Annotated in this window: 28 protein-coding genes; 11 read left to right on the top strand and 17 right to left on the bottom strand. The window is 66.5% G+C overall.

Annotation, left to right across the window (positions count from 1 at the left end):
* Positions 1–2: 2 nt before the first annotated feature.
* From metW to gluQRS, 4 genes are all read right to left on the bottom strand, one after another.
* A complete protein-coding gene (gene metW / locus CXZ10_RS16635) occupies positions 3–638 on the bottom strand; it encodes a methionine biosynthesis protein MetW (protein WP_101290480.1) in 636 nt (211 codons plus the stop codon).
* A complete protein-coding gene (gene metX, locus CXZ10_RS16630; protein ID WP_101290579.1) occupies positions 635–1846 on the bottom strand; it encodes a homoserine O-acetyltransferase MetX in 1212 nt (403 codons plus the stop codon). Before metX ends, metW begins: the two co-directional genes overlap by 4 nt.
* A 125-nt stretch (positions 1847–1971) precedes the next feature.
* A complete protein-coding gene (locus CXZ10_RS16625; RefSeq protein ID WP_143741551.1) occupies positions 1972–2397 on the bottom strand; it encodes a hypothetical protein in 426 nt (141 codons plus the stop codon).
* A 138-nt stretch (positions 2398–2535) separates the two neighbouring features.
* Positions 2536–3414, bottom strand: coding sequence for a tRNA glutamyl-Q(34) synthetase GluQRS (gene gluQRS / locus CXZ10_RS16620; RefSeq protein WP_101290478.1), 879 nt, complete (start codon positions 3412–3414; stop codon positions 2536–2538).
* Between the two features lie 105 nt (positions 3415–3519).
* Here gluQRS and CXZ10_RS16615 point away from each other — a divergent pair, with 105 nt between their 5' ends.
* The 3 genes from CXZ10_RS16615 (at position 3520) to CXZ10_RS16605 (ending at position 5526) form a co-directional block, all read left to right on the top strand.
* Positions 3520–4161, top strand: a complete 642-nt coding sequence (locus CXZ10_RS16615) for a DNA-3-methyladenine glycosylase family protein (RefSeq protein WP_101290477.1) — start codon at positions 3520–3522, stop codon at positions 4159–4161.
* Between the two features lie 19 nt (positions 4162–4180).
* Positions 4181–4840: an alpha/beta hydrolase gene (locus tag CXZ10_RS16610; RefSeq protein ID WP_101290476.1), complete on the top strand. Its 660-nt coding sequence runs from the start codon at positions 4181–4183 to the stop codon at positions 4838–4840.
* A 104-nt stretch (positions 4841–4944) separates the two neighbouring features.
* Entirely contained in the window at positions 4945–5526 is a 582-nt protein-coding gene (locus CXZ10_RS16605; RefSeq protein WP_101290475.1) for a cob(I)yrinic acid a,c-diamide adenosyltransferase, read from the top strand.
* 18 nt (positions 5527–5544) lie between these two features.
* On the opposite strand, the gene CXZ10_RS16600 is transcribed toward CXZ10_RS16605, so the two are convergent.
* From CXZ10_RS16600 to CXZ10_RS16590, 3 genes are all read right to left on the bottom strand, one after another.
* Positions 5545–5934, bottom strand: coding sequence for a response regulator (locus CXZ10_RS16600; RefSeq protein ID WP_101290474.1), 390 nt, complete (start codon positions 5932–5934; stop codon positions 5545–5547).
* Positions 5935–6022: 88 nt separating this feature from the next.
* A complete protein-coding gene (gene hpt / locus CXZ10_RS16595; protein WP_101290473.1) occupies positions 6023–6553 on the bottom strand; it encodes a hypoxanthine phosphoribosyltransferase in 531 nt (176 codons plus the stop codon).
* Between the two features lie 114 nt (positions 6554–6667).
* The gene (locus tag CXZ10_RS16590; protein WP_101290472.1) at positions 6668–7672 is read right to left on the bottom strand and encodes a zinc-ribbon domain-containing protein; all 1005 of its coding nucleotides are present in this window, start codon (positions 7670–7672) and stop codon (positions 6668–6670) included.
* A 252-nt stretch (positions 7673–7924) separates the two neighbouring features.
* Between CXZ10_RS16590 and ftsE the strand changes: the two genes are divergently transcribed.
* Genes ftsE through CXZ10_RS16570 form a run of 4 tightly spaced genes read left to right on the top strand, consistent with a single transcriptional unit; the run spans position 7925 to position 11130 of the window.
* Entirely contained in the window at positions 7925–8584 is a 660-nt protein-coding gene (gene ftsE, locus CXZ10_RS16585; RefSeq protein ID WP_101290471.1) for a cell division ATP-binding protein FtsE, read from the top strand.
* The gene (locus CXZ10_RS16580) at positions 8581–9546 is read left to right on the top strand and encodes a cell division protein FtsX (RefSeq protein ID WP_101290470.1); all 966 of its coding nucleotides are present in this window, start codon (positions 8581–8583) and stop codon (positions 9544–9546) included. The genes ftsE and CXZ10_RS16580 overlap by 4 nt, the downstream gene beginning before the upstream one ends.
* Positions 9547–9606: 60 nt before the next feature.
* A complete protein-coding gene (locus CXZ10_RS16575) occupies positions 9607–10305 on the top strand; it encodes a YdcF family protein (protein ID WP_244617129.1) in 699 nt (232 codons plus the stop codon).
* 30 nt (positions 10306–10335) lie between these two features.
* A complete protein-coding gene (locus tag CXZ10_RS16570; protein ID WP_101290468.1) occupies positions 10336–11130 on the top strand; it encodes a lysophospholipid acyltransferase family protein in 795 nt (264 codons plus the stop codon).
* A 13-nt stretch (positions 11131–11143) separates the two neighbouring features.
* Here the strand turns inward: CXZ10_RS16570 and CXZ10_RS16565 are convergent, their stop codons facing one another.
* Entirely contained in the window at positions 11144–11680 is a 537-nt protein-coding gene (locus CXZ10_RS16565; protein ID WP_101290467.1) for a gamma-glutamylcyclotransferase, read from the bottom strand.
* Positions 11681–11833: 153 nt separating this feature from the next.
* Between CXZ10_RS16565 and CXZ10_RS16560 the strand changes: the two genes are divergently transcribed.
* Complete coding sequence (locus tag CXZ10_RS16560) at positions 11834–12832, top strand: DUF2125 domain-containing protein (protein ID WP_180336040.1); 999 nt, start codon at positions 11834–11836, stop codon at positions 12830–12832.
* Here CXZ10_RS16560 and CXZ10_RS16555 read toward each other — a convergent pair.
* The 3 genes from CXZ10_RS16555 to CXZ10_RS16545 all read right to left on the bottom strand — a co-directional run bounded on the left by CXZ10_RS16555 (position 12824) and on the right by CXZ10_RS16545 (position 15913).
* Positions 12824–13765, bottom strand: coding sequence for a prephenate/arogenate dehydrogenase family protein (locus CXZ10_RS16555; protein WP_101290465.1), 942 nt, complete (start codon positions 13763–13765; stop codon positions 12824–12826). The genes CXZ10_RS16560 and CXZ10_RS16555 overlap by 9 nt on opposite strands.
* Positions 13762–14868: a histidinol-phosphate transaminase gene (hisC, locus tag CXZ10_RS16550; RefSeq protein ID WP_101290464.1), complete on the bottom strand. Its 1107-nt coding sequence runs from the start codon at positions 14866–14868 to the stop codon at positions 13762–13764. Before hisC ends, CXZ10_RS16555 begins: the two co-directional genes overlap by 4 nt.
* A 100-nt stretch (positions 14869–14968) precedes the next feature.
* The gene (locus CXZ10_RS16545) at positions 14969–15913 is read right to left on the bottom strand and encodes an AEC family transporter (RefSeq protein ID WP_101290578.1); all 945 of its coding nucleotides are present in this window, start codon (positions 15911–15913) and stop codon (positions 14969–14971) included.
* A gap of 241 nt (positions 15914–16154) precedes the next feature.
* On the opposite strand from CXZ10_RS16545, the gene CXZ10_RS16540 reads away from it, so the two are divergent.
* Both CXZ10_RS16540 and CXZ10_RS16535 read left to right on the top strand, forming a co-directional pair.
* Positions 16155–16553, top strand: a complete 399-nt coding sequence (locus CXZ10_RS16540) for a YbhB/YbcL family Raf kinase inhibitor-like protein (RefSeq protein ID WP_101290577.1) — start codon at positions 16155–16157, stop codon at positions 16551–16553.
* 12 nt (positions 16554–16565) lie between these two features.
* Positions 16566–16784 (top strand): SlyX family protein, encoded by a 219-nt coding sequence (locus tag CXZ10_RS16535; RefSeq protein WP_101290463.1) that lies wholly within the window; start codon positions 16566–16568, stop codon positions 16782–16784.
* Between the two features lie 18 nt (positions 16785–16802).
* Here the strand turns inward: CXZ10_RS16535 and CXZ10_RS21610 are convergent, their stop codons facing one another.
* The 5 genes from CXZ10_RS21610 to CXZ10_RS16510 form a co-directional block, all read right to left on the bottom strand.
* Complete coding sequence (locus tag CXZ10_RS21610; RefSeq protein WP_101290462.1) at positions 16803–18491, bottom strand: methyl-accepting chemotaxis protein; 1689 nt, start codon at positions 18489–18491, stop codon at positions 16803–16805.
* Positions 18492–18629: 138 nt separating this feature from the next.
* Positions 18630–19250, bottom strand: a complete 621-nt coding sequence (gene ureG, locus CXZ10_RS16525) for an urease accessory protein UreG (protein WP_101290461.1) — start codon at positions 19248–19250, stop codon at positions 18630–18632.
* Positions 19247–19903, bottom strand: a complete 657-nt coding sequence (locus CXZ10_RS16520) for an urease accessory protein UreF (protein WP_245412978.1) — start codon at positions 19901–19903, stop codon at positions 19247–19249. Before CXZ10_RS16520 ends, ureG begins: the two co-directional genes overlap by 4 nt.
* A gap of 31 nt (positions 19904–19934) precedes the next feature.
* Entirely contained in the window at positions 19935–20597 is a 663-nt protein-coding gene (locus tag CXZ10_RS16515; protein WP_101290459.1) for an urease accessory protein UreE, read from the bottom strand.
* The gene (locus CXZ10_RS16510; protein WP_143741550.1) at positions 20594–21817 is read right to left on the bottom strand and encodes an MFS transporter; all 1224 of its coding nucleotides are present in this window, start codon (positions 21815–21817) and stop codon (positions 20594–20596) included. The genes CXZ10_RS16515 and CXZ10_RS16510 overlap by 4 nt, the downstream gene beginning before the upstream one ends.
* A gap of 106 nt (positions 21818–21923) precedes the next feature.
* Here CXZ10_RS16510 and CXZ10_RS16505 point away from each other — a divergent pair, with 106 nt between their 5' ends.
* Positions 21924–22328, top strand: coding sequence for a bleomycin resistance protein (locus tag CXZ10_RS16505; RefSeq protein ID WP_101290457.1), 405 nt, complete (start codon positions 21924–21926; stop codon positions 22326–22328).
* A gap of 4 nt (positions 22329–22332) precedes the next feature.
* Here the strand turns inward: CXZ10_RS16505 and ureC are convergent, their stop codons facing one another.
* Positions 22333–24048: an urease subunit alpha gene (gene ureC / locus CXZ10_RS16500; protein ID WP_101290456.1), complete on the bottom strand. Its 1716-nt coding sequence runs from the start codon at positions 24046–24048 to the stop codon at positions 22333–22335.
* Positions 24049–24125 lie beyond the last annotated feature (77 nt).

Below are 24125 nucleotides of genomic sequence, written 5' to 3'. Positions count from 1 at the left end.
GGCTATCGTCCATCGCGCGACAGCAGGAACACCGCCTGCGCGCCCAGAAGGTTCCAGACGATCCACGGCAAGCTGAACGGCAGCCGCTTGCCGGCGCCGTCAAGGACGATCGCCTGATCGACGCGGGCGCCGACATCCCGGGCCAGTTCGACGAAATCGCGAATGGTGCAGAAATGGATGTTGGGCGTGTCGTACCAGGAATAGGGCAGACGCTTGCTGACCGGCATGCGTCCGAGGAACATCAGCCGAAAACGCACGTCGAGGTGGCCGAAGTTCGGCAATGACACCACCACGCGGCGGCCGATGCGCAGCATCTCCTCGAGCACCCGGCGCGCGTTGCGCGTCGCCTGGATGGTGTGGCTCAGCACCACATAGTCGAAAGACTGGTCGGGATACTGGACGAGGTCGCTGTCGGCGTCGCCCTGGATCACCGACAGGCCGCGCCCGACGGCAGCGTTGACGCCCTCCTGGCTGATCTCGATACCGCGCGCATCGACACCGCGTGTCCGCTCCAGGAGTTCCAGCAGCGCGCCGTCGCCGCAGCCGATATCGAGCACGCGCGAGCCCGGCTCGATCAGCCCGGCGATCAGCTTGAGGTCGATGCGGACGTCGGAGGTGAGGTCGGCGAGGTCGGTCATGGCTTGTCCTCTGCCGCCGGTCCGGCAATGCCGCGCGCCCGCGCCGCGCCGGTCAGGAAGCCGCGCACGATGCGATACTGTTCGGGAATGTCGAGCAGGAAACTGTCGTGGCCGCGATCGCTGTCGATCTCGACGAAGCTGACCGGCGCGCCCGCCGCGTTGAGCGCGTGCACCACCGCCCGGCTCTCCGACGTCGGATAGAGCCAATCGGAGGTGAAGGACAGCACGCAGAAGCGCGTCTTCGTTCCCTTGAAGACGTTGGCGAGCACGCCGCCATGATCGGCGGCGAGGTCGAAATAGTCGGTGGCACGGGTGACGTAGAGATAAGAGTTGGCGTCGAAGCGGTCGACGAAGGTCATGCCTTGATGGCGAAGGTAGCTCTCGATCTGGAAATCCGCGTCGAAGCCGAAGGCCAGCGCGTCCCGATCCTGCAGATTACGGCCGAATTTCTGGTGCAGCGACCGATCGGACATATAGGTGATGTGGGCCGCCATGCGCGCCACGGCGAGGCCCTTCTTGGGGTTGCGCCCCGCTTCCAGATAGCGACCGCCGCACCAGTCGGGATCGGCCATCACGGCCTGCCGGCCGACCTCGTGGAAGGCGATGTTCTGCGAGGAGTGGCGATAGCTGGTGGCGATGGCTATCGTCGAGAACACCCGATCGGGATAGCTTGCCGCCCATTGCAGCGCCTGCATGCCGCCCATCGAGCCGCCGACCACCGCGAACAACTGCTCGATGCCGAGCGAGGTGACCAGCATCGCCTGCGCCCGGACCATATCGGCGATGGTCACAACCGGCAGGTCGAGACCGTAGGGCCGGCCGGTTTCCGGGTTGGTGCTGGCCGGCCCGGTGGTGCCGAGGCAGCCGCCGAGCACGTTGGAGCAGATGACGAAGAACCGGTCGGTGTCGATCGGCTTGCCGGGGCCGACCATCAGCGTCCACCAGCCCGGCTTGCCGGTCACCGGATTGGTGCTGGCGACATGCTGGTCACCGGTCAACGCGTGGCAGATGAGAATGGCGTTGGACCTGTCGGCGTTGAGTTCGCCATAGGTCTGGTAGGCGATCTGCCAGGGGGCGATCGCCGGGCCGGCATCGAGGGTGAGTGGCGCATCCGTGCCGAAGCGCATGACAAGGCTCGAAGGGGTGTCGGCCTCGCTGCGGCGCAGGCTTGCCTGCGCATCGGTCTCGGTGAGTGTGGCGTCCAGCATCGTCTCTTCGGCTTCCGGCAGCGTCAGCGGCGCCAAGCATCACGCCTGCCGCCGCGAAGGTGGTTAGCTATCGGAACGCGAAGGCCAAATGTCAAGGAAATCGGCAGTCGGACCCGGATCGGCCCTCAGGGCGTACCCTGACGAATCGCCCGCACCATGTCGCGCGCCGCCACTTTGGCGGTCTGCTGGTCCTCGACGCCGAGCGGCCCGCAATCCCGCTCGAAGTTGGCGCTGTCTTCGTCGGGAATCGGCCGCTCGCCGATCGCCGCGACGACGATGCGCAGAGCGCAGGCCCTGACGGGATTGACCTTGAAAGCGCCATAGCAGCCATCGGCGAAACAGAAGGCGAAGTTCCGGAGGGCTTGAAGATTGCCGGCAAGCGCCTTCGGCCATTGCGGCGCCAGCGCGGTCTGCTGCCCCGGGCAGGCAGCTTCGCTCACGGTGGTGCAATCGGCAAGAAGGTCGGCATAGGCCGGCATGCGGTCGGCGGCAAAGGCGGCCGGCGTGTTCGCGAAAAGGGCGAGAAGAAGAGCGAGGAACAGCACACGCATGAAGACGCTCCGAAAGCCGGCTCGGTCCCGCAGGCGGCCGACCGGCTGCATGATTATTCGCCCAGCCGCGCCTCCCGCACAAGATCGCCCTTAAGCCCGCTCCCTTGAGGGCTGCCGCCTGCCTGCCGATCAGCACCGCTAGGGCAGTCCGACCATCCGCCTGACGTCGGCAACCGTGGACCCGGCCGCTCGCAAGGCCGCCAGACCCTCCGCCCCCTTGGACTTCGACAGCTTGCCCCCATCGGGGCCAAGGATCAGCCGATGGTGGTGATAGCGCGGTGCCGGCAGTCCGAGCAGCGTCTGCAGCAGACGGTGCACCGACGTGGCGAAATAGAGATCGCGGCCGCGCACCACGTCGGTCACGTCCTGCAACGCGTCATCGACGACCACCGCGAGATGATAGGCGGCGGGCGTGAACTTGCCGGCCAGCACGACATCGCCCCAGGCAGCCGGATCGGCGATGATCGTCTCGCCCGGTCCATGGAGGCTGTCGCCGAACTCCTGCCAGGAAAGCGGACCGGCAAGGTGAATGGCCTTGGTCATGTCGAGCCGCACCGCAAAGGGCTTTCCGTTGGCTGCAAGGGCTTCAGCCTCCTCTGCCGACCGGTGACGATCGATATCGGGATAGCGCGGCGCGCCATCCGGATCCCGCGGCCACGCCCGACCGCTTTGCGCCTCCTCGGCGGCGATGGCTGCGGCGATCTCGGTCCGGCTCAGGAAGGAGCGGTAAATGAGCCCGAGGGCAGCAAGATGGTCGAGGGCGGCGGCATAGTCTTCGGCGTGGTCCGACTGGCGGCGAACGGGCCTCTCGTAGGCGATGCCCAACCAATCGAGATCGCTGAGGATGGCGCGCTCGTGCTCCGGCCGCGCACGAGTGACGTCGACGTCCTCGATGCGGACCAGCATGCGACCGCCGGCCTCGGTAGCCATGTCGGCGTTGAGGAGTGCCGAGAGAGCATGGCCGAGGTGCAACGGTCCATTGGGCGACGGCGCAAAACGAAAGACGGGAACGCTCATGTCTCAAAAGGGTTTGCAAGCTGTCCGGCGCTGCTGCCGGCTTCTGGCGCGCCGGACAGTATACGCTTGGGATGCCGAAGTCTCGCATCGAAGGAGGGACCCGCCATGCGCCTTATCCTCAGTGACGCCGACATGGTCGAGGGCCTCGACTATCTGGAGCGCGTCGATCCGCGCCTCGTGCCGGTCAGGGCGATCGCCGGCCCGGTCGATATCCGCTACCGCCCACCCGGCTTCGAGGGTATTGCACGCATTGTCGTGGCGCAGCAGCTTTCAGTGTCGAGCGCCGATGCCATCTGGGGCCGTTTCGAGGCGTTGCTTGGCGCGGCGACGGCCGTCAACTACCTCCGCCAGAGCGAGGAGGCGCTGCGCGCGGCCGGACTGTCGCGTGGCAAGGTCAGGACGCTCAGCGCCCTTGCGGAAGCCGAAGTGGCCGGACTGGACCTCGCGGGACTGGCCGACGAATCGCCCGAAGCCGCAACCGAGAAACTGATGGCGATCCACGGCATCGGCCGCTGGACGGCGGAGATTTTCCTACTGTTCTGTGCCCGCCATGCCGACGTGCTGCCGGCCGGCGATCTTGCGCTGCAAGTGGCCGCCGCCGAGGCACTGGCCCTGCAAGGCCGTCCAACCGAAAAGGAATTGCGGGCGATATCAGAGCTTTGGTCACCCTGGCGCGGCGTTGCGGCAAAACTGCTTTGGGCCTATTACAAGGCGATGCGACAGGGCAGGAACGTCCTCCCGGTCTGAACTCCCGGAAGGAACTCCCATGGCGGAAATCGACGGCCCGCGCCTCGAGGCGGCAAGCGGCAAGGCCGATGCCCTCGTTGTCCTGCTTCACGGCTACGGCGCCAACGGCGAGGATCTCTACGACATCGCCGAGAGCTGGGCGCCCTTTCTGCCGGATGTCGCCTTCGCCTCGCCGCACGCGCCGGACGCCTGCCCGATGGCGCCGGGCGGGCGCCAGTGGTTCCCGCTGACCATGCGCGACGAATCCGAACGCTGGCGTGGCGTTCTGTCCGCCGGTCCGGACCTCGACCGCTTCCTCGACGCCGAGCTTGAACGCTGCGGCGTGTCCCCCGATCGTCTGGTACTGGTGGGTTTCAGCCAGGGCACCATGATGGCGCTGCACGTCGGCCTGAGGCGCAAGATGGCCCCGGCGCTGATCGTCGGCTATTCGGGCTATCTCGCCGGCGCCGATCACCTCGGCGAGATCACGGCCAAACCCAAGGTCCTGCTCGTTCACGGCACGGCCGATCAGGTACTGCCCGTCGAAAGCAGCCGAACCGCCGCCGCAGCGCTCACCGCCGCCGGACTGCCGGTGTCGCTCCATATCTCTCCGGGCCTTGGCCACGGCATCGACCGCATGGGTCTGGTCCTCGGCCTCAGGGCCATCGCCGAGGCACTTGGTGTCGACCTTCCGGGCTGAGCTCGCTGACAATCTGTGCAGCACGGCAATCGCCACCCAATGACGGATTGAGCCCCCCTTCCAACTACGCGAATATGCGGAGGGTGGCTTGGTCTGGAGGCAGCATGGTTCGGCTCAATCGCATCTATACTCGCACCGGGGACGACGGCACGAGCGGCCTTTCAACCGGCGAACGCCGGCTTAAGGACGATCCTCGCTTCGAGGCGATTGGCGGCGTCGACGAGACCAATGCGGCCATCGGCACCGCTCGGCTGCATGTCGCCGAGTATCCCGACCTCGATCTGATGCTGGGTGCCATCCAGAACGACCTGTTCGATCTCGGCGCCGACCTTGCAACGCCGGAGGCTGCAACGCCACCGCCCTTCGAGCCCCTGCGCATCCTGGCCGTCCAGGTCGAGCGGCTCGAGAAGGAAATCGACTACCTCAATCGCGGCCTCGCCCCGCTCACCACCTTCGTGCTGCCCGGCGGCAGCGCCGCCGCAGCCCATCTCCACATGGCGCGCACCATCTGCCGGCGGGCCGAACGGGCGGCCGTGACCCTGTCTCGAACACCGGGCGAGCCGGTCAATCCGGAAGCGGTGCGCTATCTCAACCGCCTGTCCGACTTCCTGTTCGTGGCGAGCCGCTGGGCCAACGACCTCGGGGGCCGCGACGTGCTGTGGGTGCCCGGCCAGAACCGGGAGTGAGCCCGACGCGCCAGAGCCTCAGGCGATCTTCTCGGCGGCCGACCGTTCGATCAACGCCCGCGCAACGGCGGCGCGAATCTCGGCGAGGGTGAACGGCTTGGAAATGACGTCGCGCACCAGGCTGTCGAGGCCGAAGGCACGCTCGCGCTGGTCGGCGAAGCCGGTCATCAGCAGGATCGGCAGGTTGGGATAATCGCGCGCGACGGCAAGCGCCAGGGCAATGCCGTCCATCACTGGCATCATGATATCGGACAGCAGCAGATCGAAGCCGCCCCGCCTTGCGTCGAGAACTTCGAGCGCGATGCCGCCGTCCTCGGCCTCGGTGATCTCATGGCCGTCGAGCTCCAGTGCCCTCTTCACGAAGGCCCGGACCGACTCGTCGTCCTCAGTCAGCAGAATGCGCGCCATGGCCGCCCCCAGGGACACACCCGTTGGAATCGAAGCAAATTCGATATGATTGTTACACAAGTGGGCGGTTCGTACCAGACGAATGCACTCAGCCGGTGACAACCCCGACAAATGGCAACTGCCGGTAGGCATGCGCAGCGTCCATGCCGTAGCCGACCACGAACACGTCGGCGCAGGAAAAGCCGACGATATCCGCCTCGATCTCGGCCTTGCGCTTGCCCGGCTTGTCGAGCAGCACGGCCACCTTGACCTCCTTCGCGCCCCGATCCTCGGTGAGGCGGCGAGCGAAGGCCAGCGTCCGACCCGATTCGAGGATGTCGTCGATGATCAGCACCGAGCGGCCGGCGACATCGGTGTCGATGTCGCGAATGATCTTGACGATGCCGGACGAGGTGGTGCCCGTGCCGTAGCTCGACAGCATCATGAACTCCACCTGCGGCTCGAGGCCCTCCCGGTGCAGGGCACGCAAGAGATCGGCCGCGAACATGAAGCTGCCCTTGAGGATGGCGATCACCATCAGGTCGTCGGGGCGGGAGGCAGCGATCTCCTTGGCCATGGCGTCGACGCGCGCGGCGATCGTTTCTTCCGAAAACAGCACGTCGATGGTTCTGCCCGTCATCCCGGTCTCCTCATGAGGTCGCGACGGCCGATGAGCCCAGATTCGCCGCGGACCGGCAAAGGTCGCGCATCCGGAACCGTCGCAAAGCCCCGGCCGCTTTCGGGCGGACCTATATTACGGCTGACGCTGGTCTGTAAACCGCACTTCCACGGTGACCGACGCTTCCGGTGGCGCCAGCAACCGCGTTTTGAAATGCACCTTGCCCATCTGGTCGATGCTGAGCTGCGGCAGCGCATAGTTCCAGGCGTAGACGTCGCGTCCGGTCGACGACTTCAGGGTGACGCGGACCGCCGGCAAGCCCTTGGATTCGCTGTGAAGGTTGATGATGTCCCCCTCCACCAACAGCACCGGCGTCGATCCATCCATCTCCTGGCTGGCGGTGACGTTCTGAAAGTCGAGCCCCCTCAGATTGACCTTCAAGCCGATCATCTCGTAGATCCCCGCAAAATCGGGGAAAATGGCGACGATCCGTTCGCGGCCGACCACCGCGACCACCGAGAACAGCACCAGGAAACTGATCAGCAGTACCGAAGCGACCGGAGTCGACAGGTGGCGGTCGATCAGCATGAAGGTCGAGGCACCCCGTCGTGCCGCCTTGCCGCGCGTCTTGCGACGGCGGCCCTCGAAACCGGCAGGCGGCGCATCGATGGTGGGAGGCGTGTCGGCAGCGTCGGGAGGCGACGGCTCTCCTGCACTAGCCGCCTTGGGCTCTTGATCGGTGGCCCCAGCGGCAAACAGATCGTCGACCGCCGACTGGTCGTTGCCGCTCGCTGCGGAGGATGCCTCTTCCGCATCATCATCCGGGCCGGACGAGAACAGATCGTCGATTGCCGACTGGTCATTGGCGCCGCCCTCGGCCTCGGCCGACGTTTCGGCATCGAAGGCGCTTCCCGGACCGTCGCCAGCGATGGCGTCGCGCCACTCATCCTCGCTGGGCTCGGGTCCGCCAACATCCGGTCGGGAGACGGGAGCAGCGGGATGCGGCGCTTCCGGATAGTCGTTCGGCGTGGCATGCCAGACGGTACCACAACGGGCGCAACGCACCTTGCGGCCGGTGACGCCGAGTGTGCCGTCGGCAACCTGATACCCCGTCTCGCAGGCGGGGCAGACAATTCTCATCTTCGGCCCCCGAATGGCCGCCGGCCGGAATCCCTCAGGGGAGGCGGACGACGCACCTCCCGCACCGCCGCGGCGGCTTTCCCAAGGGATGGCTGCAACATGCTTAATGAAACGTTAAGGACAAGGACTGCAACATCAATTATGAGGCTTGAACGACGACAAGAGGCCGCAAAGCGGGTCCATCATGCGGCTACCATGCGGAGCAAAGGCCTGGGGGCCGGAGGCCTGCCGGCGACTGAGGCGGAATGAAGCATGATCAGGTTTGAAAATGTCGGCCTCCGCTACGGGGCGGGGCGGGAGGTCCTGAGCGACCTGACCTTCTCGATCGCGCCACATTCCTTTCAGTTCCTGACCGGCCCCTCGGGCGCCGGCAAGACGACGCTCATCCGCCTGCTGTTTCTCAATCTCAAGCCGACGCGCGGTCTCATCTCCATATTCGGCAAGGATACCGCCCTGTTGCGACGCGCCGACATGCCGGCGCTGCGACGCCGCATCGGCGTGGTCTTTCAGGATTTTCGCCTGCTCGACCATCTCACCACCTACGAGAACGTCGCGCTGCCCTACCGCGTGCTCGGCAAGGACGAGGCGAGCTATCGCGCCGATGTCACCGACCTCCTGGACTGGGTCGGCCTCGGCGACCGCAAGCACGTCTATCCGCCGGTGCTCTCAGGCGGCGAGAAGCAGCGGGCCGCCATCGCCCGCGCCCTGATCACCAAGCCGGAATTCCTGCTCGCCGACGAGCCCACCGGCAACGTCGATCCGCCGCTCGCCCGCCGTCTGTTGCGCCTCTTCCTTGAACTCAACCGCCTCGGCACCGCGGTGCTCATCGCCACCCACGACATCGGCCTGATGGACCAGCTCGACGCGCGGCGCATGGTCATCGAAGGCGGCCATCTCGAGATCTACGAATGAAACCGGCGACCCCCAGACCCACGCGAGCCGCCAGCGCCTCCAAGACCAGGCCGAACGCCGATGCGGCAGCCGCTTCGCCGATCGTGCCGCCGCAGGCCATTGCCGGCCGTACCCTGGTGCTGGTCATCGCCATCATGACCTTCCTGGCCGGTTTCACCATTGCGGTCGTCTCGGTGATCGAACGGGCCGCCGATGCCTGGGCCTCCGACATCGGCCGCGAGGTGACCATCGAGATCAGGCCGCTTGACGGTGTCGCCGTCGACGCCGAGGTGGAAAAGGCGGTGGCGCTCGCCCAGGAGTTCCCGGGCGTCGGCGGCGCCCGAAGCATCAGCGACGACGAGACGAAGCGGCTGCTGGAGCCCTGGCTCGGCCCGGACGCCGATCTTTCCGCCCTGCCGGTGCCGCGCCTCGTCGTCGTATCGATCGATGATGCCGCAGCCTTCGATGCCAAGGCGCTCGCCGACACGGTGGGGCGCGACATTCGCGGCGGCAGCGTCGATGATCACGCCCTCTGGATCGACCGCCTCTCGGCCATGGCGTCCTCCATGGTATTCGCCGGCATCGGCTTGATGACCTTGATGCTCATAGCCCTGGTGCTATCGGTGGTGTTCGCGACACGCGCCGCCATGGCCGGGAACCGCGACGTCATCGAGGTGCTGCACTTCTGCGGCGCCGAGGATCGCTTCATCGCCGGTCAGTTCCAGCGCCGCTTCCTGCTGTTCGGCGTCGAGGGTGGCGCCATCGGCGGCGCCCTGGCGCTCCTGGCCATGATGATTGCCGCCTGGGCGATCGGCGGCTCGGCCGGTCGACCGGGAGCCGACCAGATCGAAGCACTGTTCGGCCGCTTCGAGCTGCCCGGCATGGCCTACGGTCTGGTGATGGCGCTCATCGTGGCGGTGGCGCTTCTGACGGCGCTGACCTCGCGCCTTGCAGTACGGCGGTCCTTGTCGGCGCTCGATTGAACGAACGGGCCGAGGTCACCGGGATTTGTCAACCGTCGACCAATTTCCTAAAATGAGCGCATGATGGAATCGTCCGCTCCCCTGAGAGAGACGGCAGGCAGCCCAGAGGAGGCCGTCGGCGAGCGTACCCGCGCCCGCCGGTCGATCGGCATCATCATCGCCGCCGCCCTGCTCATCGGAAGCGGTTTTTTCTTCGGCGGTTTCTTCCGCTTCGTCGACACCATCGTCAACTATCAGACGCCATCGCCGCTGGCCGCCGACGGCATCGTCGTTCTCACCGGTGGCGCCGAACGCATCACCGGTGCCGTAGAACTGATGACCGCCGGCAAGGCACGCCGCCTGCTGATCTCCGGCGTCCACCCCGACACGTCGGCCTCCCGGCTCGGTCGCATGGTCGAGGCGGAGCCGGACATGATGGCCTGCTGCGTCGATCTCGACCGCCGCGCCGCCAACACCATCGGTAACGCTCTCGAAACGGCCAAGTGGGCACGGCGCAACGGTTTCCTGTCGCTGATCGTGGTCACCTCGGCCTACCATATGCCGCGCTCCATGCTGGAGCTGTCGCATGTCATGCCGGATATCCGCCTCATCCCCTATCCGGTGACCCGGCCCGGCCTGACACTGAACAACTGGTCCGAGGACCAGGGCATGATCGTGCTTCTCCTGCAGGAATACCTGAAGTATACGGCAACGCGCCTTCGCCTGTCGCTGGGCGGTATCGACGGCCTTGCCGACGTCATCGGCGGCGTTTTTGGCTAAGCCGCCACCCAAAAAGCTGGAAGACGATTCATGCTGATCCGCTCCTATCTCTACAGCTTTGCCTTCTTCTCGGTGACTGCCGTCATGGCCATTCTCGGCGCGCCTTTCGCGCTCGGCGGCCATCGCGGCGTGATGATCGTCGTCAAATCCTGGACATGGACGCTGATCCGCCTGCACGGCCTCATCACCGGCACACGCCACGAATATCGCCATCTCGAACGCATTCCGCCGGGCGGATTTATCCTGGCGTCCAAGCATCAGTCGACCTTCGAGACGCTGGCGCTCGTGCCGCTGCTCGCCGACCCCGCCTTCATCCTGAAGCGCGAGCTGACCTGGATCCCGGTGTTCGGCTGGTGGCTCAAGCTCGCCGGCAACATTGCCATCGATCGCGGCAGCCCCACCGCCGCCCTCAGGAAGGTGATCGAAGGCACCCGCGCCGCCGTGGCCGCCGGCCGACAGGTGATCATCTTCCCGGAAGGGACTCGCGCCGAGGCCGGCGCCAAACCCGACTACAAGCAGGGCATCGCCCAGATCTACAAGTCGCTCGATGCGCCGGTGGTGCCGGTTGCCCACAACGCCGGCACCGTCTGGCCGCGTAAGGCGCGCGTGCACCGGCGGGGCACCATCGTCGTCGAGTTCCTCGACCCCATCCCGCCCGGAATGAAGCCCCGCGACATGTTCCAGAAGCTGGAAGGCGACATCGAGGCGGCCTGCGACCGCTTGCTGGTCGAGGCGGCAGCGCGCGGCGACGATCTGCCGCCGACGGCACGGGCGCGCGTCGCCGATCTCACGGCGCCCCAGTCGCCAGCCGAAGCGAAGGCTTGAAGCGAGGCGCGGGTCAGGCCGGCCCGACCGCGCCTGCAAGTGCCGCCACCACCCGTTCCAGCGCCTGATCGCGGATGCCCATATCCTGCAGCCGCCGGAGCGTTGCCGTGACATAGTCGACGTTCGGCCCCATCTCGCCGGCGCTCTGGCGAATGATGTCGAGCGTCTCCTCGAAACTGAGACCGCCAGCATATTGCTCGTGCGCCTGGTTGGCGACGTAAACCAGCGCCCCGACCGTCTCGCCGGTCAGGAGCCGCGCCGGGCGGACCACCTCGTGATAGACCATGGAGATCTGCTCGCGTGCCCGGAGATAGGCGACCACGGCCTCCCGGTCCGCCTCGGCCACCTCGAAGGCGACACCGTGACAGGACCCGCCGCGATCGAGGCCGAACACCAGCCCTGGGTTCTCGGGCGTGCCTCGATAGTGCGTCGAACGGATGCAGAGGGCGCGACGGACGCCATGCATCCGCGCCTGCACCGCCCTCAAATGAGGAAAGCCGGGGTTCCACATCAGCGAGCCGTAGCCGAACACCCAGATGCTCGCGTCCATCCGTCCGCTCCGTTCCCTGTTGCCGAATGCGTAGCATCCCAGCCGGTGAATGCAACGTCCAGGAAGACGATTCCATCTTTTGCCACATTGCTCTAGTGGATGGACGATGAACGGTGCGTCCACCGACGCGCCTCCACCTCGCGGGGATGCGTCATGAATCGGACGATACGATGGGCTCTCTCTACGGTCGTCACGGTTGCCATTCTGTGGACCGTCGCATGGTTCGGCGCCCGCTGGTGGCTCGGCGATACCCTGCACAAATCGGTCGCCGACCTCCAGGCCAGGAATGGCATCACCGTTGAATGCACCGACGAGCGGATCGGCGGATGGCCCTTCCGGCTGGTTCTCACCTGCCCGGGCGGGCTTGGCGTCACGCTTCCCGACGGCGGCAAACTCCAAACCGCCGGCGCCCATGGCGAGGGTCAGATTTTCAATCTGCACCGGCTGGACTTCCGTTTCGATGCGCCGACTTCCTACACCGCCCCCGACGGCCGGCGGCTCGATCTCGCCGCCAGCGATCTCACCGCCAGCATCGGCTTTGCCAAGGGGCAGGCCAATCGGCTTTCTCTCAAGACGGTGGACCTCTCCGCCACCGGCCCGCTCGCCGGCGGCACGGAGGGCAAGCTGACCATGGGGCGTGGCGACCTGTTGCTGGCGCGCACCACCGAGCACCCCGATGACGCGGACCTTGCCGCCACCGTTGATGGCCTCAACCTTGCCGTCGGCGACACGGCACTGACGCCTCTGCCGGTCCGCCTCACGCTGGCCGCTACCCTTGCCCAGGCCGACATGGCCACCGCCGGTCCGGCGGCGCTCGCCGGCTGGCGGGCGGCAGGCGGCAGGCTGACGCTGCACCGGCTCGCCGCTGAGCTCGGTGGCGCCACGTTGACGCTCAACGGCGAGGGAACGGTGACCGAGACCGGCCTCATCGAAGCCGAAGGTCAGGTGACCGGCCGCGACCTCAACGCTCTCGCGGCGTCCGCCGCGGCCGGCGGCGTGAGCCTGACGCCGGAACTCGCCGGCCTCGTCATGGCCTTCGTCTTGATGGGAACGGCGGCCGACGACGGTGGCCGTTCGATCGGCCTCAGGGTCGAGAACGGCGTCGTCTCGGCCAATGGCCGCGAGATCGGGCGGCTCGCCCCGCTATTCTGACGAGGGTTTCGACGGTGCCTTGTGAGAGCGACCGAAGTCGGCCTCCGGCGCATCCTGGCCAAGCGTCAGGATGCCGCGGCGAATGGCGCGCGTGCGACTGAACAGGTCGTAGAGCCGATCGCCCTCGCCCCAGCGGATCTGCCGCTGCAGCGCGAACAGATCCTCCTGGAAGCGCCCCAGCACCTCCAGCACGGCGTCCCTGTTGTGCAGGAACACGTCGCGCCACATAGTGGGGTCGGAGGCGGCGATACGGGTGAAATCGCGGAAGCCGCCGGCCGAGAACTTCATCACCTCGGATTCGGTGACCTTCTCGAGATCGGCGGCGGTGCCGACGATGTTGTAGGCGATGAGATGCGGCAGGTGACTGGTGATCGCCAGCACCAGATCGTGCCGCTCGGCGCTCATGCATTCCACGTTGGCGCCCATGCCGGCCCAGAAGGCGACCAGCCGGTCCAGCGATCCCGGCTCGGTGTCCTCGTCCGGACAGACGATCGACCAGCGGTTGACGAACAACTCGGCGAAGCCGGCATCGGGACCCGAGTATTCTGTACCCGCCACCGGATGAGCCGGGATGAACTGCACGTTGTCCGGCAGGTGCGGCTTCATCTGCCTGACCACCGACCCCTTCACCGAGCCGACGTCGGAGACGATGGCGCCCGGCTTGAGGCGCGGGGCGATCGCCTCAGCCACCGCCTCGGCGGCGCCCACCGGCACGCAGGCGATCACCAGATCGGCGTTTGCCACGGCATCGCCGGCGGCCGCATGATAGCTGTCGCCCAGAGACAGCTCTTCGGCCCGCTTCAGGATGACCGGCGACAGATCGGAAATGGCGATGTCATCGACAAGGCCGTTGAGGCGAGCCGCCCGGGCGATCGATGAACCGATCAGGCCGATGCCGATGATGGCAAGGCGGGGAAAAAGTGCGTCGGTCATGCCGCCCCCTTCATGAAAGCCGTCAGCACCTCGACGAGCCGGCGGCAGGCCTCCTCCGATCCCACGGTCATGCGGAGCGCGTTGGGCAGGCCGTAGCCGCCCACCTTGCGCACCACCACGCCTTCGGCCAGCAGCGCCTTGTCGGCGGCATCCGCCGTCTTGCCCGTTTCCGGAAAATGCACCAAGAGGAAGTTGGCAACGGACGGCGTCACCTTGAGCCCGATCTTGCCGAGCTCGGCCGTCAGCCAGGCGCTCCAGCGGCTGTTATGCTCGGCCGCCGCCTCGACGAAGGCGCGGTCACGCATGGAGGCGGCGCCGGCGGAAATGGCCGCCGCGTTGAGGTTGAACGGCCCGCGCACCCGCTCCAGAACGTCGACAACAGCCTTGGGACCGTAAAGCCAGCCGATGCGCAGCGCCGCGAGACCATGGATCTTCGAGAAGGTGCGCGTCATCACCACGTTGCCGGCCGAGGCCACGAGTTCGACGCCGCTCTCGTAGTCGTTGCGGCGGACGTATTCGGCATAGGCGGCATCGAGCACCAGGAGCACGTTGCCCGGCAGGCCGGCGTGCAGCCGCCGCACCTCGGCCATCGGAATGTAGGTGCCCGTGGGGTTGTTCGGGTTGGCGAGAAACACCATGCGCGTCCGTGGCGTCACGGCAGCGAGAATGGCGTCGACGTCGGTGGTGTAGGCGGTCTCCTTGGCCACCACCGGCGTCGCGCCGGCGGCGAGGATGGAGATGCGATAGACCAGAAAGCCGTGCTCGGAATAGATCGCCTCGTCGCCGGGCGACAGATAGCACTCGGCGACGAGGTGCAGGAGCTCGTCCGAACCGTTGCCGCAGATGATGCGGTCGATGTTGAGGCCGTGGGTCTCGGCGATCGCCTGCCGGAGCTCGGTGGCCGATCCGTCGGGATAGAGCTCGAGCTTTCTCGCCGTCGCCTGAAAAGCCTCCACCGCCTTCGGGCTCGGCCCGAGCGGCGTCTCGTTGGAAGACAGCTTGTGGAGCTTCTTGCCCGGCGCCGCCTTCGACCCGCCGGGAACGTAAAGGTCGATGTCGAGGATGCCGCTACGAGGGACAGGCACGAGAGAAGTGTCGGACATGGGAACGCCTCGAAAATACCGGCGCCCGTCATACGGCAGGCGCTGCGACCGTGCAAAGGAAAAGCAGGAACGGGCCGCGGGCTGCCGTTCCAGCGCATCCTTACCCTAAAAGCCAGGCCCAGAAGGTGGTGGTCACCACCCCGACGGCCGTGGTGATGGTGATTGACGATGAGGCGAGGCCGTGGCCGACGCCGAAACGGTTGGCGATCAGCCAGGCGTTGATGCCCGTCGGCACCGACGAGGTCAGCACCAGAGCCGCCGTCCAGGTAGCGTCGAGACCGAGCAGGCGGCTCGCCGCGTAGACGGAAGCCGGCAGCAGGAACAGCTTGAACAGCGAGGTGACCAGAGCCGGCTTGATGCCGTCGGAGATGCCGTATTTCAGCAAGGCCATGCCGAGCGAGATCAACGCCGCCGAGCCGGCGATGTCGCCGATGTCGTTCACCACGATGCCGACGACGCCGGTGAGCGGCAGACCCGACATTTGCCAGAGCGAGCCGAGCACCAAGCCCACCACCAACGGATTGCGTAGAAGGTTGCGGCCGACCTGCTTGAGCACGGCGCTGACCGGCTGGGCGGCCCGGCCGCCGGTGCTCCGTTCGGCCTGCTCCATCAGCACGGTGCCGGCGATCATCATCACCGGCAGGTGGGCGCAGAGCAGGATGGACAGGGCCACCACGCCGTCGTCGCCGACGATGCGCTGAACCAGCGGCAGGCCGATGAACAGGTTGTTGGCGAAGGCGGAACTGACGCCTGCCAGCACGCCGATGCGGGCGTCACGGCCGAACAGCCGGGTGATCGCATAGTGCCCGGCCGCCCAGGTGACGGCGACGCCGGCAAAATAGGCCACCCAGATCATCCAGGGCGAGCTGCCCTGGACATGCGCGGTCGCCACCGTCTTGAACAGCAGCGTCGGCATGGCGATGGTGAAGACGAAGTCCGACAGGCCGTCGCCAACCTCCGCCTTCATCACACCGAAACGGACGAGAAGATAACCGACCAGGATCAGCAGGAAGATCGGCAGAACGTCGAGGGCAATGGCGATCACGGGCGGCAACCGGCGCTGGAGCCGAGAGAAGGCCGGCGGCCCTGCGGCGCGTCGGAAATCGGCGAGAGGTTAGACTTTCTGCCTACTCTCCCTGCAGCCTCTCTCGCAAGGCCGAAACAGTGCGGATCGGTTCGCCGCGTGAGACCGCTGATCAAATGGCCAGACAGGCTCTCCGTCGCCACCTCGCTTGCCTCTTGGCTGCGGCGATGACACACTCCGGACCATGTTCGCGAAGACCGCCATGTTGAAATGTTTTGTCGCCGGCGCCGCGCTGGCAGGCTTGACCCTGCCCGCCGCCGCCTTCGAGCTGTCCTTCCGGTGGGGGGCCACGCCGGCTTGCGACAGCGGCCAGCCGGCCGTGGTGGACAGTCCGGAGTTCGTCCTCGCCAACGTGCCGCCGGGTACGCGCGTCATCGCCTTCGAGATGATCGACCTCAACGCGCCCGACTTCCGCCACGGCGGGGACACCGTCCCCTATACCGGGGAAGAGGTGGTTCCGGCTGGTGCTTTCCGCTATCTCGGCCCCTGCCCGCCAGCCGGGCCGCACCGCTACATGTGGACCGCAACGGCTCGCGACCGCGGCACCACCTTCGGCAGGACGCTCGGCGAGGCGTCTGCCACCCGTTCGTTCCCCGACTGACGAGGCGAGATCATGATCGCAGAGAGCACCGAATCCCGCATCGTTGCGCTCGAGGAGAAGATCGCCTACCAGGAGCAGGTGATCGAGGACCTCAACGCAGCCGTCACCGACCAGTGGAAGGAAATCGACACGCTGAAGCGTCTCGTGGCGAACCTTCTCGACGAGGTCAAGGAAATGGAACTGGCGGCACGGGCGACGGCCGGTCGTGAACCGCCGCCGCCGCACTACTGACCGGGCCTCGAGCCGCCATCAGGCGGCGCGCATCTCGTGCATGAGACGGTCGACCTCGGCCTGCAGCGCCTTGCTGTCGCCGAGCATCCGCCGCGCTTGCGCGGCCACCTCCTGCGACTTGGTGTCCGACGCCTCGGCATTCTCCATGAGACGCGTCATGTCGGCGGCGAGACTGCCGACGGCTGCGAGCGTCGACGAAATGGCACGGGTGATCTCGGAGACCGCAGCGTTCTGCTGGTCGAGCGTCGCGGCGATCGACGAGGCGACCTCGTTGACCTTCTCGATCGACTGTTCGACGGTGCCGGTGGCCGACACCGCTTCGCCGGTTGCCGACTGGATGACGCCGATGCGCCGGGAAATCTCGTCGGTGGCCTTGGAGGTCTGCGCCGCAAGCTGCTTGACCTCCGACGCGACGACCGCGAAGCCCTTGCCGGCCTCGCCGGCCCGCGCCGCCTCGATGGTGGCGTTGAGGGCCAGGAGGTTGGTCTGGTCGGCGATTTCCTGGATCAGCGCCACCACCTTGCCGATCTCGCTGGACGCCTCGTCGAGGCCGCGGATCACTTCCGTGGCCCGTGCCGTCTCGCGCACCGCACCGCTGGAGATATCGGCAGCCTTGTCGACCTGGGCAACGATTTCGGCAATCGACGCCGACAGTTCCTCGGCGGCACTCGACACGGCCTGTACGTTGTCCTTCGCCTGGCGTCCGGCCTCGGCCGACGCCTCCGCCTGACGACGGGTATGGTCCGACACGGCAAGCAGGTCGGAGGCAACGCGCTCGAAACCGGTCGCCGTGCTTTCGATGCCGGCCGACGTTTCGCGGAACGACCGGTCGAAACCGTTGGCCAGCCCGGCCAGCGCGTCGCGGCGTGCCTTTTCCATCGCGGCCGCCCGCGCCACCTCGGCTTCCGCCTCGGCGGCGATGCGCTCGCGCTGGAGATCGCGGAAGCGGGCCACGGCGCGGCCGATCAGCCCAATCTCGTCCTTGCGCGTCGCGCCGGAGATCTCCGCATCGAGATCGCCGCCCTGCAGCCGATCCATCGAGCGGGTCAGGCGCGACAGCGGCCCGGCAATGCCGCGCGCCACCACGAACGACAGGGCGCCGATCATCAGCAGCGACACCAAGGTGGTGAGGCCGATGCGGCGGGTGCTGGCGGCAAGCGACGCCTCGACGTCGGCGACGTGGAAACCGGTGCCGAGCATCCAGTTCCAGCCTTCGACCGTGGTCGCATAGGCAAGCTTCAGCGACGCCTCCTTGTCGCCGGGCTTGACCCAGAGATACTCGTAGTTACCACCGCCGGCCTTGGCGATCGCCAGCATGTCGCGGATGAGCGGCTTGCCGTTGGTGTCCTTCATGTCGATGAGGCTCTTGCCTTCGAGCTCGGGCTTGCCCGGCAGCAGGATGTTCACGCCATCGGCATCGTAGACGAAGAAATAGTTCTTGTCGGGACCGAAGCGCACCGGCCTCAGCACGGCCTTGGCCGCCTCCTTGGCCTCAGCCTCGCTCATCTCGCCCTTGGCCGCGCGATCGCGGAATCCTTCGACCATCGACCGGGCCGTCTGGACCTGGTCCTGGAGAGCGAGCTTTTTCTGACCCATCAACTCGGACCGAAGATCGGCGTAGCCGAGGTAGCCAATCGTCGCGAGCCCCGCAATCGCCAGGAGGACGATGGCGGCGATCTTGGCGGATACGGAGTGAATGCTGAACATTTGTTGCTGGCCTTAGCGGTATTGATCCACAAACCGGGATAATCTCCGTTTAGGCTTCGGCCGTTAACTTTGGCTTACAGAACAGGTTCAACAACGAAAAACCGATGGCTTAAGTAGAAGTTGCTCCCCACTTGGCGCTTAACCGACGAGACCACCCTCTTCTTCGATGAAGCGGACGACATCACTCAAGTTATGATTGCGGCGCACGTCGGTGAACACGAAAGGCCGCCCCTTGCGCATCAGCTTGGCATCCCGGTCCATCACCTCGAGAGAGGCGCCGACATAGGGGGCAAGGTCGATCTTGTTGATCACCAGGAGGTCGGAACGGGTGATGCCGGGCCCGCCCTTGCGGGGGATCTTGTCGCCGGCCGAGACGTCGATGACGTAGATCGTAAGGTCGGCAAGCTCCGGCGAGAAGGTGGCCGCCAGGTTGTCGCCGCCGGATTCGATCAGGATGAGATCGAGGCCGGGAAACTTCTGGCTCATCTCGGCGACGGCAGCGAGATTGATCGAGGCATCCTCGCGGATTGCCGTGTGGGGACAGCCGCCGGTCTCGACGCCGGCGATGCGCTCGGGCGGCAGAGCGCCGGAGCGAGTGAGAAACTCGGCATCCTCGCGGGTATAGATGTCGTTGGTGATGGCGGCGATCTCATAGCGGTCGCGAAGCGCCTTGCAGAGCGCATCCATCAGGGCGGTCTTGCCGGACCCGACCGGGCCGCCGACACCGACGCGCAGGGGACCGTTGGCAGTCTTGGTCATGAGCGGAACAACCTCGTGTATTGGGTTTCGTGGGCCATCGAGGCGATGTCGGCGCGCAGGCTGGCGCCACCGATATCGTCGAGGGAGGCAATAAGCGCCTCTGCGGCGACGGCGGAGACGATGGGGGCGAGATCACGGATCGTCCGCTGCCCCTCGGTCTGACCAAGCGGCACCGCGCGCACCGCCGCCGAAACGAGGTTGGCGGCGAAGGCGGTGAGATAGGCCTCGACGGTTTCGACAAGCGACAGCCGATGGTCGGCGGCGGCGACGGCCACCGCCACGGGATAGGCGACAGGGTCGGGCGCGAGCCGGCCGGCGAGGTCGGCGAGCGACGGCGCCCCCCAGGTATCGGCGATGGCGGTGGCGAAGGCTCGCCCCTGCGCCCCGCTTTCGAGCCGCCTTTCCTTGGAAGGCTGGAGCGCATAGGCAAGCTCGGCCACCTCCTGGAGGTCATTCGCCCTGCCTTCTGCCGCCGCGCGGAAGCCGCTTACCAGCAGAATGGCGTCGCTGCGTCCGGCGCCATGGCGGAGAATGTCCGACAGCCAGGCAGTAAGCGTCGCCGCCGAGGTGACGGTTCCCTCCTCCACGACCCATTCGAGGCCATGACTGTAGGTGAATGCGCCAACCGGAAAGGATGGCGACAGCCAGGTCATCAAGCGAGACAGCGTCGCCCCGGCCGTGGGCTCAGTCATGCTTGTGGCCGTGCCCGTGAGCGTGATCATGGCCGTGGGAATGACCGTGATCGTGGGAATGGTCGTGGCCACAGCCGCAATCGTCGCCGTGGGCGTGGTCGTGGTGGTGATGCGCACCGGCCGCGCCATGGTCGTGGTGGTGGTGCCGCTCCGGCCCGTGCTCATGGGTGTGCTCGTGCTCCCCATGATCGTGCCCATGATCGTGATCGTGCCCGTGCGTCTCGCCATGGCCGTAGGCGCCGCCCTCGGGATCGAAGGCGGCCAGCACCGGCGCGACAGTGGCGCCGAGCCCCTTCAGCATGTCTTCGATGACGTGGTCGTAGCGAATGCGCAGCCGGTCGCCGAGGAACTGGGCCGGCAGGTGCCGGTTGCCGAGATGCCAGGCGACGCGGACGAGGTCGGCCGGGCTGGCGGCCGTGATCTCCAGAAGACGCTCGGGCACTGCCTGGACCAGGATCAGCCGCCCGTCCTCAAGCTCCAGGGCATCGCCGTCCTTCATGACGGCGGCTTCCTTGAGGTCGAGCAGGAACACGGTCTTGCCGACGCAGCGCATGACGAGGCGGCGGCGGTGCCGATCGTCGCGTTCGAGGGCGAGCGTGTCGGCCGGCGTGCCGGACCAGGTGCCGGCGGGATGGATACGGGTGGCGGTGATCATGGTATGTCGGTCCTTGCGGACGGAGGAAGGGGTGTTGGAGCGAGCTTAGCCAAAAGCGTCGCCGAGACAAGGGTCGCGACCATCAAGGCCAGACCGAGCAACGCCGCCGCCGTCAGACCGGCGCTGTGAATGACCGTCACAAAGACGACCGGCGCCAGGGCGTTGGCGATGTTCATGGGCAGTGCGAGCCCGCCGGATCGGGCCGAAAACTCGTCGACCGGGAAGAAAGCCAACGGCAGAACGGCCCTCGCCATTGCCGACAGGCCGGCGCCAAGGCCGTAGAGAACCACGAATGCCGGCAGGATCCAGCCCGTTCCGCTCGCAGCCGGCAGGAGGAGAAAGGCGCCGCCCATCAGCAATGCCGACGCCAGCGTGGTGACCAAAGGCCCGCCGCGTCCATCGACGGCAAGATCGGCGGCGCGGGCGGCAATTCCCAGCACCGGACGAACGCTGCCGAGCCACAGCGCGTAGTCCACGCTGGCGCCGGCCGAGCGCAACAGTTCCAGGTAGGCGGCGGCGAGCCCGAAGGTGGTGAAGGAGAAGGCCACCGAGATGACGCCGACATGGAAGAAGGCCTGCGCCGTGTGATCGGCGGGAAGGTCGAGAGTCAGCCGGCGCCCCTGTTCCGGTTCGGCCGGATGCCCCCCGACCGGCGGCAGCGCCCAGATGTGCAGCGGCAGGCAGACCAGAATATGGAGGCCTGCCATGGTCAGGAGGGTGATCCGCCAGCCTGCCACATTGTCGATGGCGTCGAGGATCGGCCAGAAGATCGTCGATGAAACGCCAGTGAAGATCATCAGCACGCCGATGGTCCGCCGGCCCGCCGCGCCCTCGCGCTCGACCGCCGCCGCATAGGCCGGCACCGACAGGGCCATGGAACCGGCCAGCCCGATCATGACCCAGGCGAAGAAGTAGCCGACCGGCCCGTCGGCGCCGGCGAGCAAGGCAAGGCCAGCACCCGACGCCGCCGAACCGAGCGCCAGCACGCGCGCGGCCCCCATCCGCCGTACCGCCCTGCCGATCATCGGACCGGTCAGCCCGATGATCAGCATCATCAGCGTCAAGCCGAAGAACGACACGTCGACGGTGAGACCGACGTCGGGCGCCATGTGTCGTGCCATGACGCCAGGCATGTCGAAGGTCGTTCCCCACCCCGTCACCTGTGTGACGGCGAGCACCCCGACGAGGCGGAGACGACCGCGGGAAAAAAGCGCGCTCACGATTCAGGTTCCGCCCCCGACGATCCCGAGGCATTGTCCTGTGCCGACCATCATGGAAGGGCAACGGGGCGAGCGTTGCCTCTGGCGTTCGAAAGGGGCTGCGAACATGACGGTGAAACTCGTTCCGGAACTCAATGTCGATGACCTCGAACGCGCCTTGGCCTTCTATGTCGGTCTCGCCGGCTTTCGCATCCGCTACCAGCGCCCCGAGGATCGCTTCGCCTATGTCGAGCGCGATGGCGCCGAACTGATGATGGAAGAAACCTTCGGCCCGGGGCGTCGCTGGCATCCAGCGCCCCTCGAACACCCTTACGGCCGAGGCATCAACTTCCAGATCGAAATAACGAACGTGACGGAACTCTACACCCGCCTACGCGAGGCCGACTGCCCATTCGTTCTCGATCTGGAAGAGAAGTGGTATCGCGTCGGCGACCGCAGCGAAGGACAGCGGCAGTTCGTCGTCGTCGACCCGGACGGCTATCTCCTTCGCTTCTGTGAAACCATCGACTAGCCTCTCAAAACAGGAAATAGCGCTGCGCCATCGGCAGAACGTCGGCTGGCGCGCAGGTGAGCAGTTCTCCGTCGGCCCTGACCTCGTAGGTTTCGGGATCGACCTCGATCTCGGGCGTTGCCGAATTGTGGATCAGCGAGGCCTTGGAGATGCCGCCGCGCGTGTTTTCGACCGGCAGCACCACGCGGTCGAGTCCGAGCCGTTCCTTGATGCCGTTTTCATAGGCGTAGCGCGAGACGAAGGTGACCGACGAGCGAGTCATCGCCTTGCCGAAGGCGCCGAACATCGGCCGGTAATGTACCGGCTGCGGCGTCGGGATCGAGGCGTTGGGGTCGCCCATGGCGGCGGCGGCGATGGTGCCCATCTTCAGCACGAGATCGGGCTTCACGCCGAAGAAGGCCGGCGTCCACAGGACGAGATCGGCGAGCTTGCCGACCTCCACCGAACCGACGTGCTTGGAGAGGCCCTGCGCGATGGCCGGGTTGATGGTCACCTTGGCGATGTAACGCTTGACGCGGAAATTGTCGGCATCGGTGCCGACATCCTCGGGCAGAGCGCCGCGTTGGACCTTCATCTTGTGCGCCGTCTGGAAGGTGCGGATGATCACCTCGCCGATGCGACCCATGGCCTGGCTGTCGGAGGAGATGATCGAGAAGGCGCCCATGTCGTGCAGGATGTCTTCCGCCGCGATGGTCTCCTTGCGGATGCGGCTCTCGGCGAAGGCGACGTCCTCGGGGATCGAGCCATCGAGGTGATGGCAGACCATCAGCATGTCCAGATGCTCGTCGAGCGTGTTGCGCGTGTAGGGCCGCGTCGGGTTGGTCGACGACGGCAACACATTGGGCAGGCCCGCCACCTTGATGATGTCAGGCGCGTGGCCGCCGCCGGCGCCCTCGGTGTGGTAGGCGTGGATGGTACGGCCCTTGAAGGCGGCGATGGTATCTTCGACGAAGCCGCTTTCGTTGAGCGTGTCGGTGTGGATCATCACCTGCACGTCATAATCGTCGGCGACCGCGAGACAGTTGTCGATGGCGGCCGGCGTGGTGCCCCAGTCCTCGTGCAGCTTCAGGCCGCAGGCACCGGCCTTGACCTGTTCGACAAGCGCCGCCGGCAGCGAGGCGTTGCCCTTGCCGGAGAAGGCAAGATTCATCGGCAGTCCCTCGGCGGCCTCGATCATCCGCGCAATGTGCCAGGGGCCGGGCGTGCAGGTGGTGGCCGCCGTGCCGGTGGCAGGTCCCGTGCCGCCGCCCAGCATGGTGGTGATGCCGGCGTAAAGCGCCTCGTCCACCTGTTGGGGACAGATGAAATGGATATGCGTGTCGAGCGCGCCGGCGGTCAGGATCTTGCCCTCGCCGGCGATCGCCTCGGTGCCGGGGCCGACGATGATGGTGACGCCGGGCTGGACGTCCGGATTGCCGGCCTTTCCGATGCCGGAAATGCGGCCGTCGGTGATGCCGACGTCGGCCTTGTAGATGCCGGAATGGTCGATGATCAGCGCGTTGGTGATGACGGTGTCGACGGCGCCCTCCGCCCGGCTCGCCTGGCTCTGGCCCATGCCGTCGCGGATCACCTTGCCGCCGCCGAACTTCACCTCTTCGCCATAGATGGTGAAGTCCTTCTCGACCTTCACGAACAGTTCGGTGTCGGCAAGGCGCACCTTGTCGCCGACGGTGGGACCGAACATGTCGGCATAGGCGGCGCGGGACATGCGGTAGGGCATCGATCAGTCTCCCGAAGAGAGCAGCTTGGAACCAGGGTGTCCGACCACGCGGTCGAACCGAAAATGGATCAGCGAAT

Source organism: Pleomorphomonas diazotrophica, assembly GCF_002844595.1.
In the GTDB taxonomy this organism is placed as follows: domain Bacteria; phylum Pseudomonadota; class Alphaproteobacteria; order Rhizobiales; family Pleomorphomonadaceae; genus Pleomorphomonas; species Pleomorphomonas diazotrophica.
This window is presented reverse-complemented; position numbering and strand designations above follow the sequence as displayed.

Coding starts and splice junctions, on each gene's coding strand:
- metW (WP_101290480.1), bottom strand. CDS start 638: ATGACCGACCTCGCCGACCTCACCTCCGACGTCCGCATCGACCTCAAG.
- metX (WP_101290579.1), bottom strand. CDS start 1,846: ATGCTGGACGCCACACTCACCGAGACCGATGCGCAGGCAAGCCTGCGC.
- CXZ10_RS16625 (WP_143741551.1), bottom strand. CDS start 2,397: ATGCGTGTGCTGTTCCTCGCTCTTCTTCTCGCCCTTTTCGCGAACACG.
- gluQRS (WP_101290478.1), bottom strand. CDS start 3,414: ATGAGCGTTCCCGTCTTTCGTTTTGCGCCGTCGCCCAATGGACCGTTG.
- CXZ10_RS16615 (WP_101290477.1), top strand. CDS start 3,520: ATGCGCCTTATCCTCAGTGACGCCGACATGGTCGAGGGCCTCGACTAT.
- CXZ10_RS16610 (WP_101290476.1), top strand. CDS start 4,181: ATGGCGGAAATCGACGGCCCGCGCCTCGAGGCGGCAAGCGGCAAGGCC.
- CXZ10_RS16605 (WP_101290475.1), top strand. CDS start 4,945: ATGGTTCGGCTCAATCGCATCTATACTCGCACCGGGGACGACGGCACG.
- CXZ10_RS16600 (WP_101290474.1), bottom strand. CDS start 5,934: ATGGCGCGCATTCTGCTGACTGAGGACGACGAGTCGGTCCGGGCCTTC.
- hpt (WP_101290473.1), bottom strand. CDS start 6,553: ATGACGGGCAGAACCATCGACGTGCTGTTTTCGGAAGAAACGATCGCC.
- CXZ10_RS16590 (WP_101290472.1), bottom strand. CDS start 7,672: ATGAGAATTGTCTGCCCCGCCTGCGAGACGGGGTATCAGGTTGCCGAC.
- ftsE (WP_101290471.1), top strand. CDS start 7,925: ATGATCAGGTTTGAAAATGTCGGCCTCCGCTACGGGGCGGGGCGGGAG.
- CXZ10_RS16580 (WP_101290470.1), top strand. CDS start 8,581: ATGAAACCGGCGACCCCCAGACCCACGCGAGCCGCCAGCGCCTCCAAG.
- CXZ10_RS16575 (WP_244617129.1), top strand. CDS start 9,607: ATGATGGAATCGTCCGCTCCCCTGAGAGAGACGGCAGGCAGCCCAGAG.
- CXZ10_RS16570 (WP_101290468.1), top strand. CDS start 10,336: ATGCTGATCCGCTCCTATCTCTACAGCTTTGCCTTCTTCTCGGTGACT.
- CXZ10_RS16565 (WP_101290467.1), bottom strand. CDS start 11,680: ATGGACGCGAGCATCTGGGTGTTCGGCTACGGCTCGCTGATGTGGAAC.
- CXZ10_RS16560 (WP_180336040.1), top strand. CDS start 11,834: ATGAATCGGACGATACGATGGGCTCTCTCTACGGTCGTCACGGTTGCC.
- CXZ10_RS16555 (WP_101290465.1), bottom strand. CDS start 13,765: ATGACCGACGCACTTTTTCCCCGCCTTGCCATCATCGGCATCGGCCTG.
- hisC (WP_101290464.1), bottom strand. CDS start 14,868: ATGTCCGACACTTCTCTCGTGCCTGTCCCTCGTAGCGGCATCCTCGAC.
- CXZ10_RS16540 (WP_101290577.1), top strand. CDS start 16,155: ATGTTGAAATGTTTTGTCGCCGGCGCCGCGCTGGCAGGCTTGACCCTG.
- CXZ10_RS16535 (WP_101290463.1), top strand. CDS start 16,566: ATGATCGCAGAGAGCACCGAATCCCGCATCGTTGCGCTCGAGGAGAAG.
- CXZ10_RS21610 (WP_101290462.1), bottom strand. CDS start 18,491: ATGTTCAGCATTCACTCCGTATCCGCCAAGATCGCCGCCATCGTCCTC.
- ureG (WP_101290461.1), bottom strand. CDS start 19,250: ATGACCAAGACTGCCAACGGTCCCCTGCGCGTCGGTGTCGGCGGCCCG.
- CXZ10_RS16520 (WP_245412978.1), bottom strand. CDS start 19,903: ATGACCTGGCTGTCGCCATCCTTTCCGGTTGGCGCATTCACCTACAGT.
- CXZ10_RS16515 (WP_101290459.1), bottom strand. CDS start 20,597: ATGATCACCGCCACCCGTATCCATCCCGCCGGCACCTGGTCCGGCACG.
- CXZ10_RS16505 (WP_101290457.1), top strand. CDS start 21,924: ATGACGGTGAAACTCGTTCCGGAACTCAATGTCGATGACCTCGAACGC.
- ureC (WP_101290456.1), bottom strand. CDS start 24,048: ATGCCCTACCGCATGTCCCGCGCCGCCTATGCCGACATGTTCGGTCCC.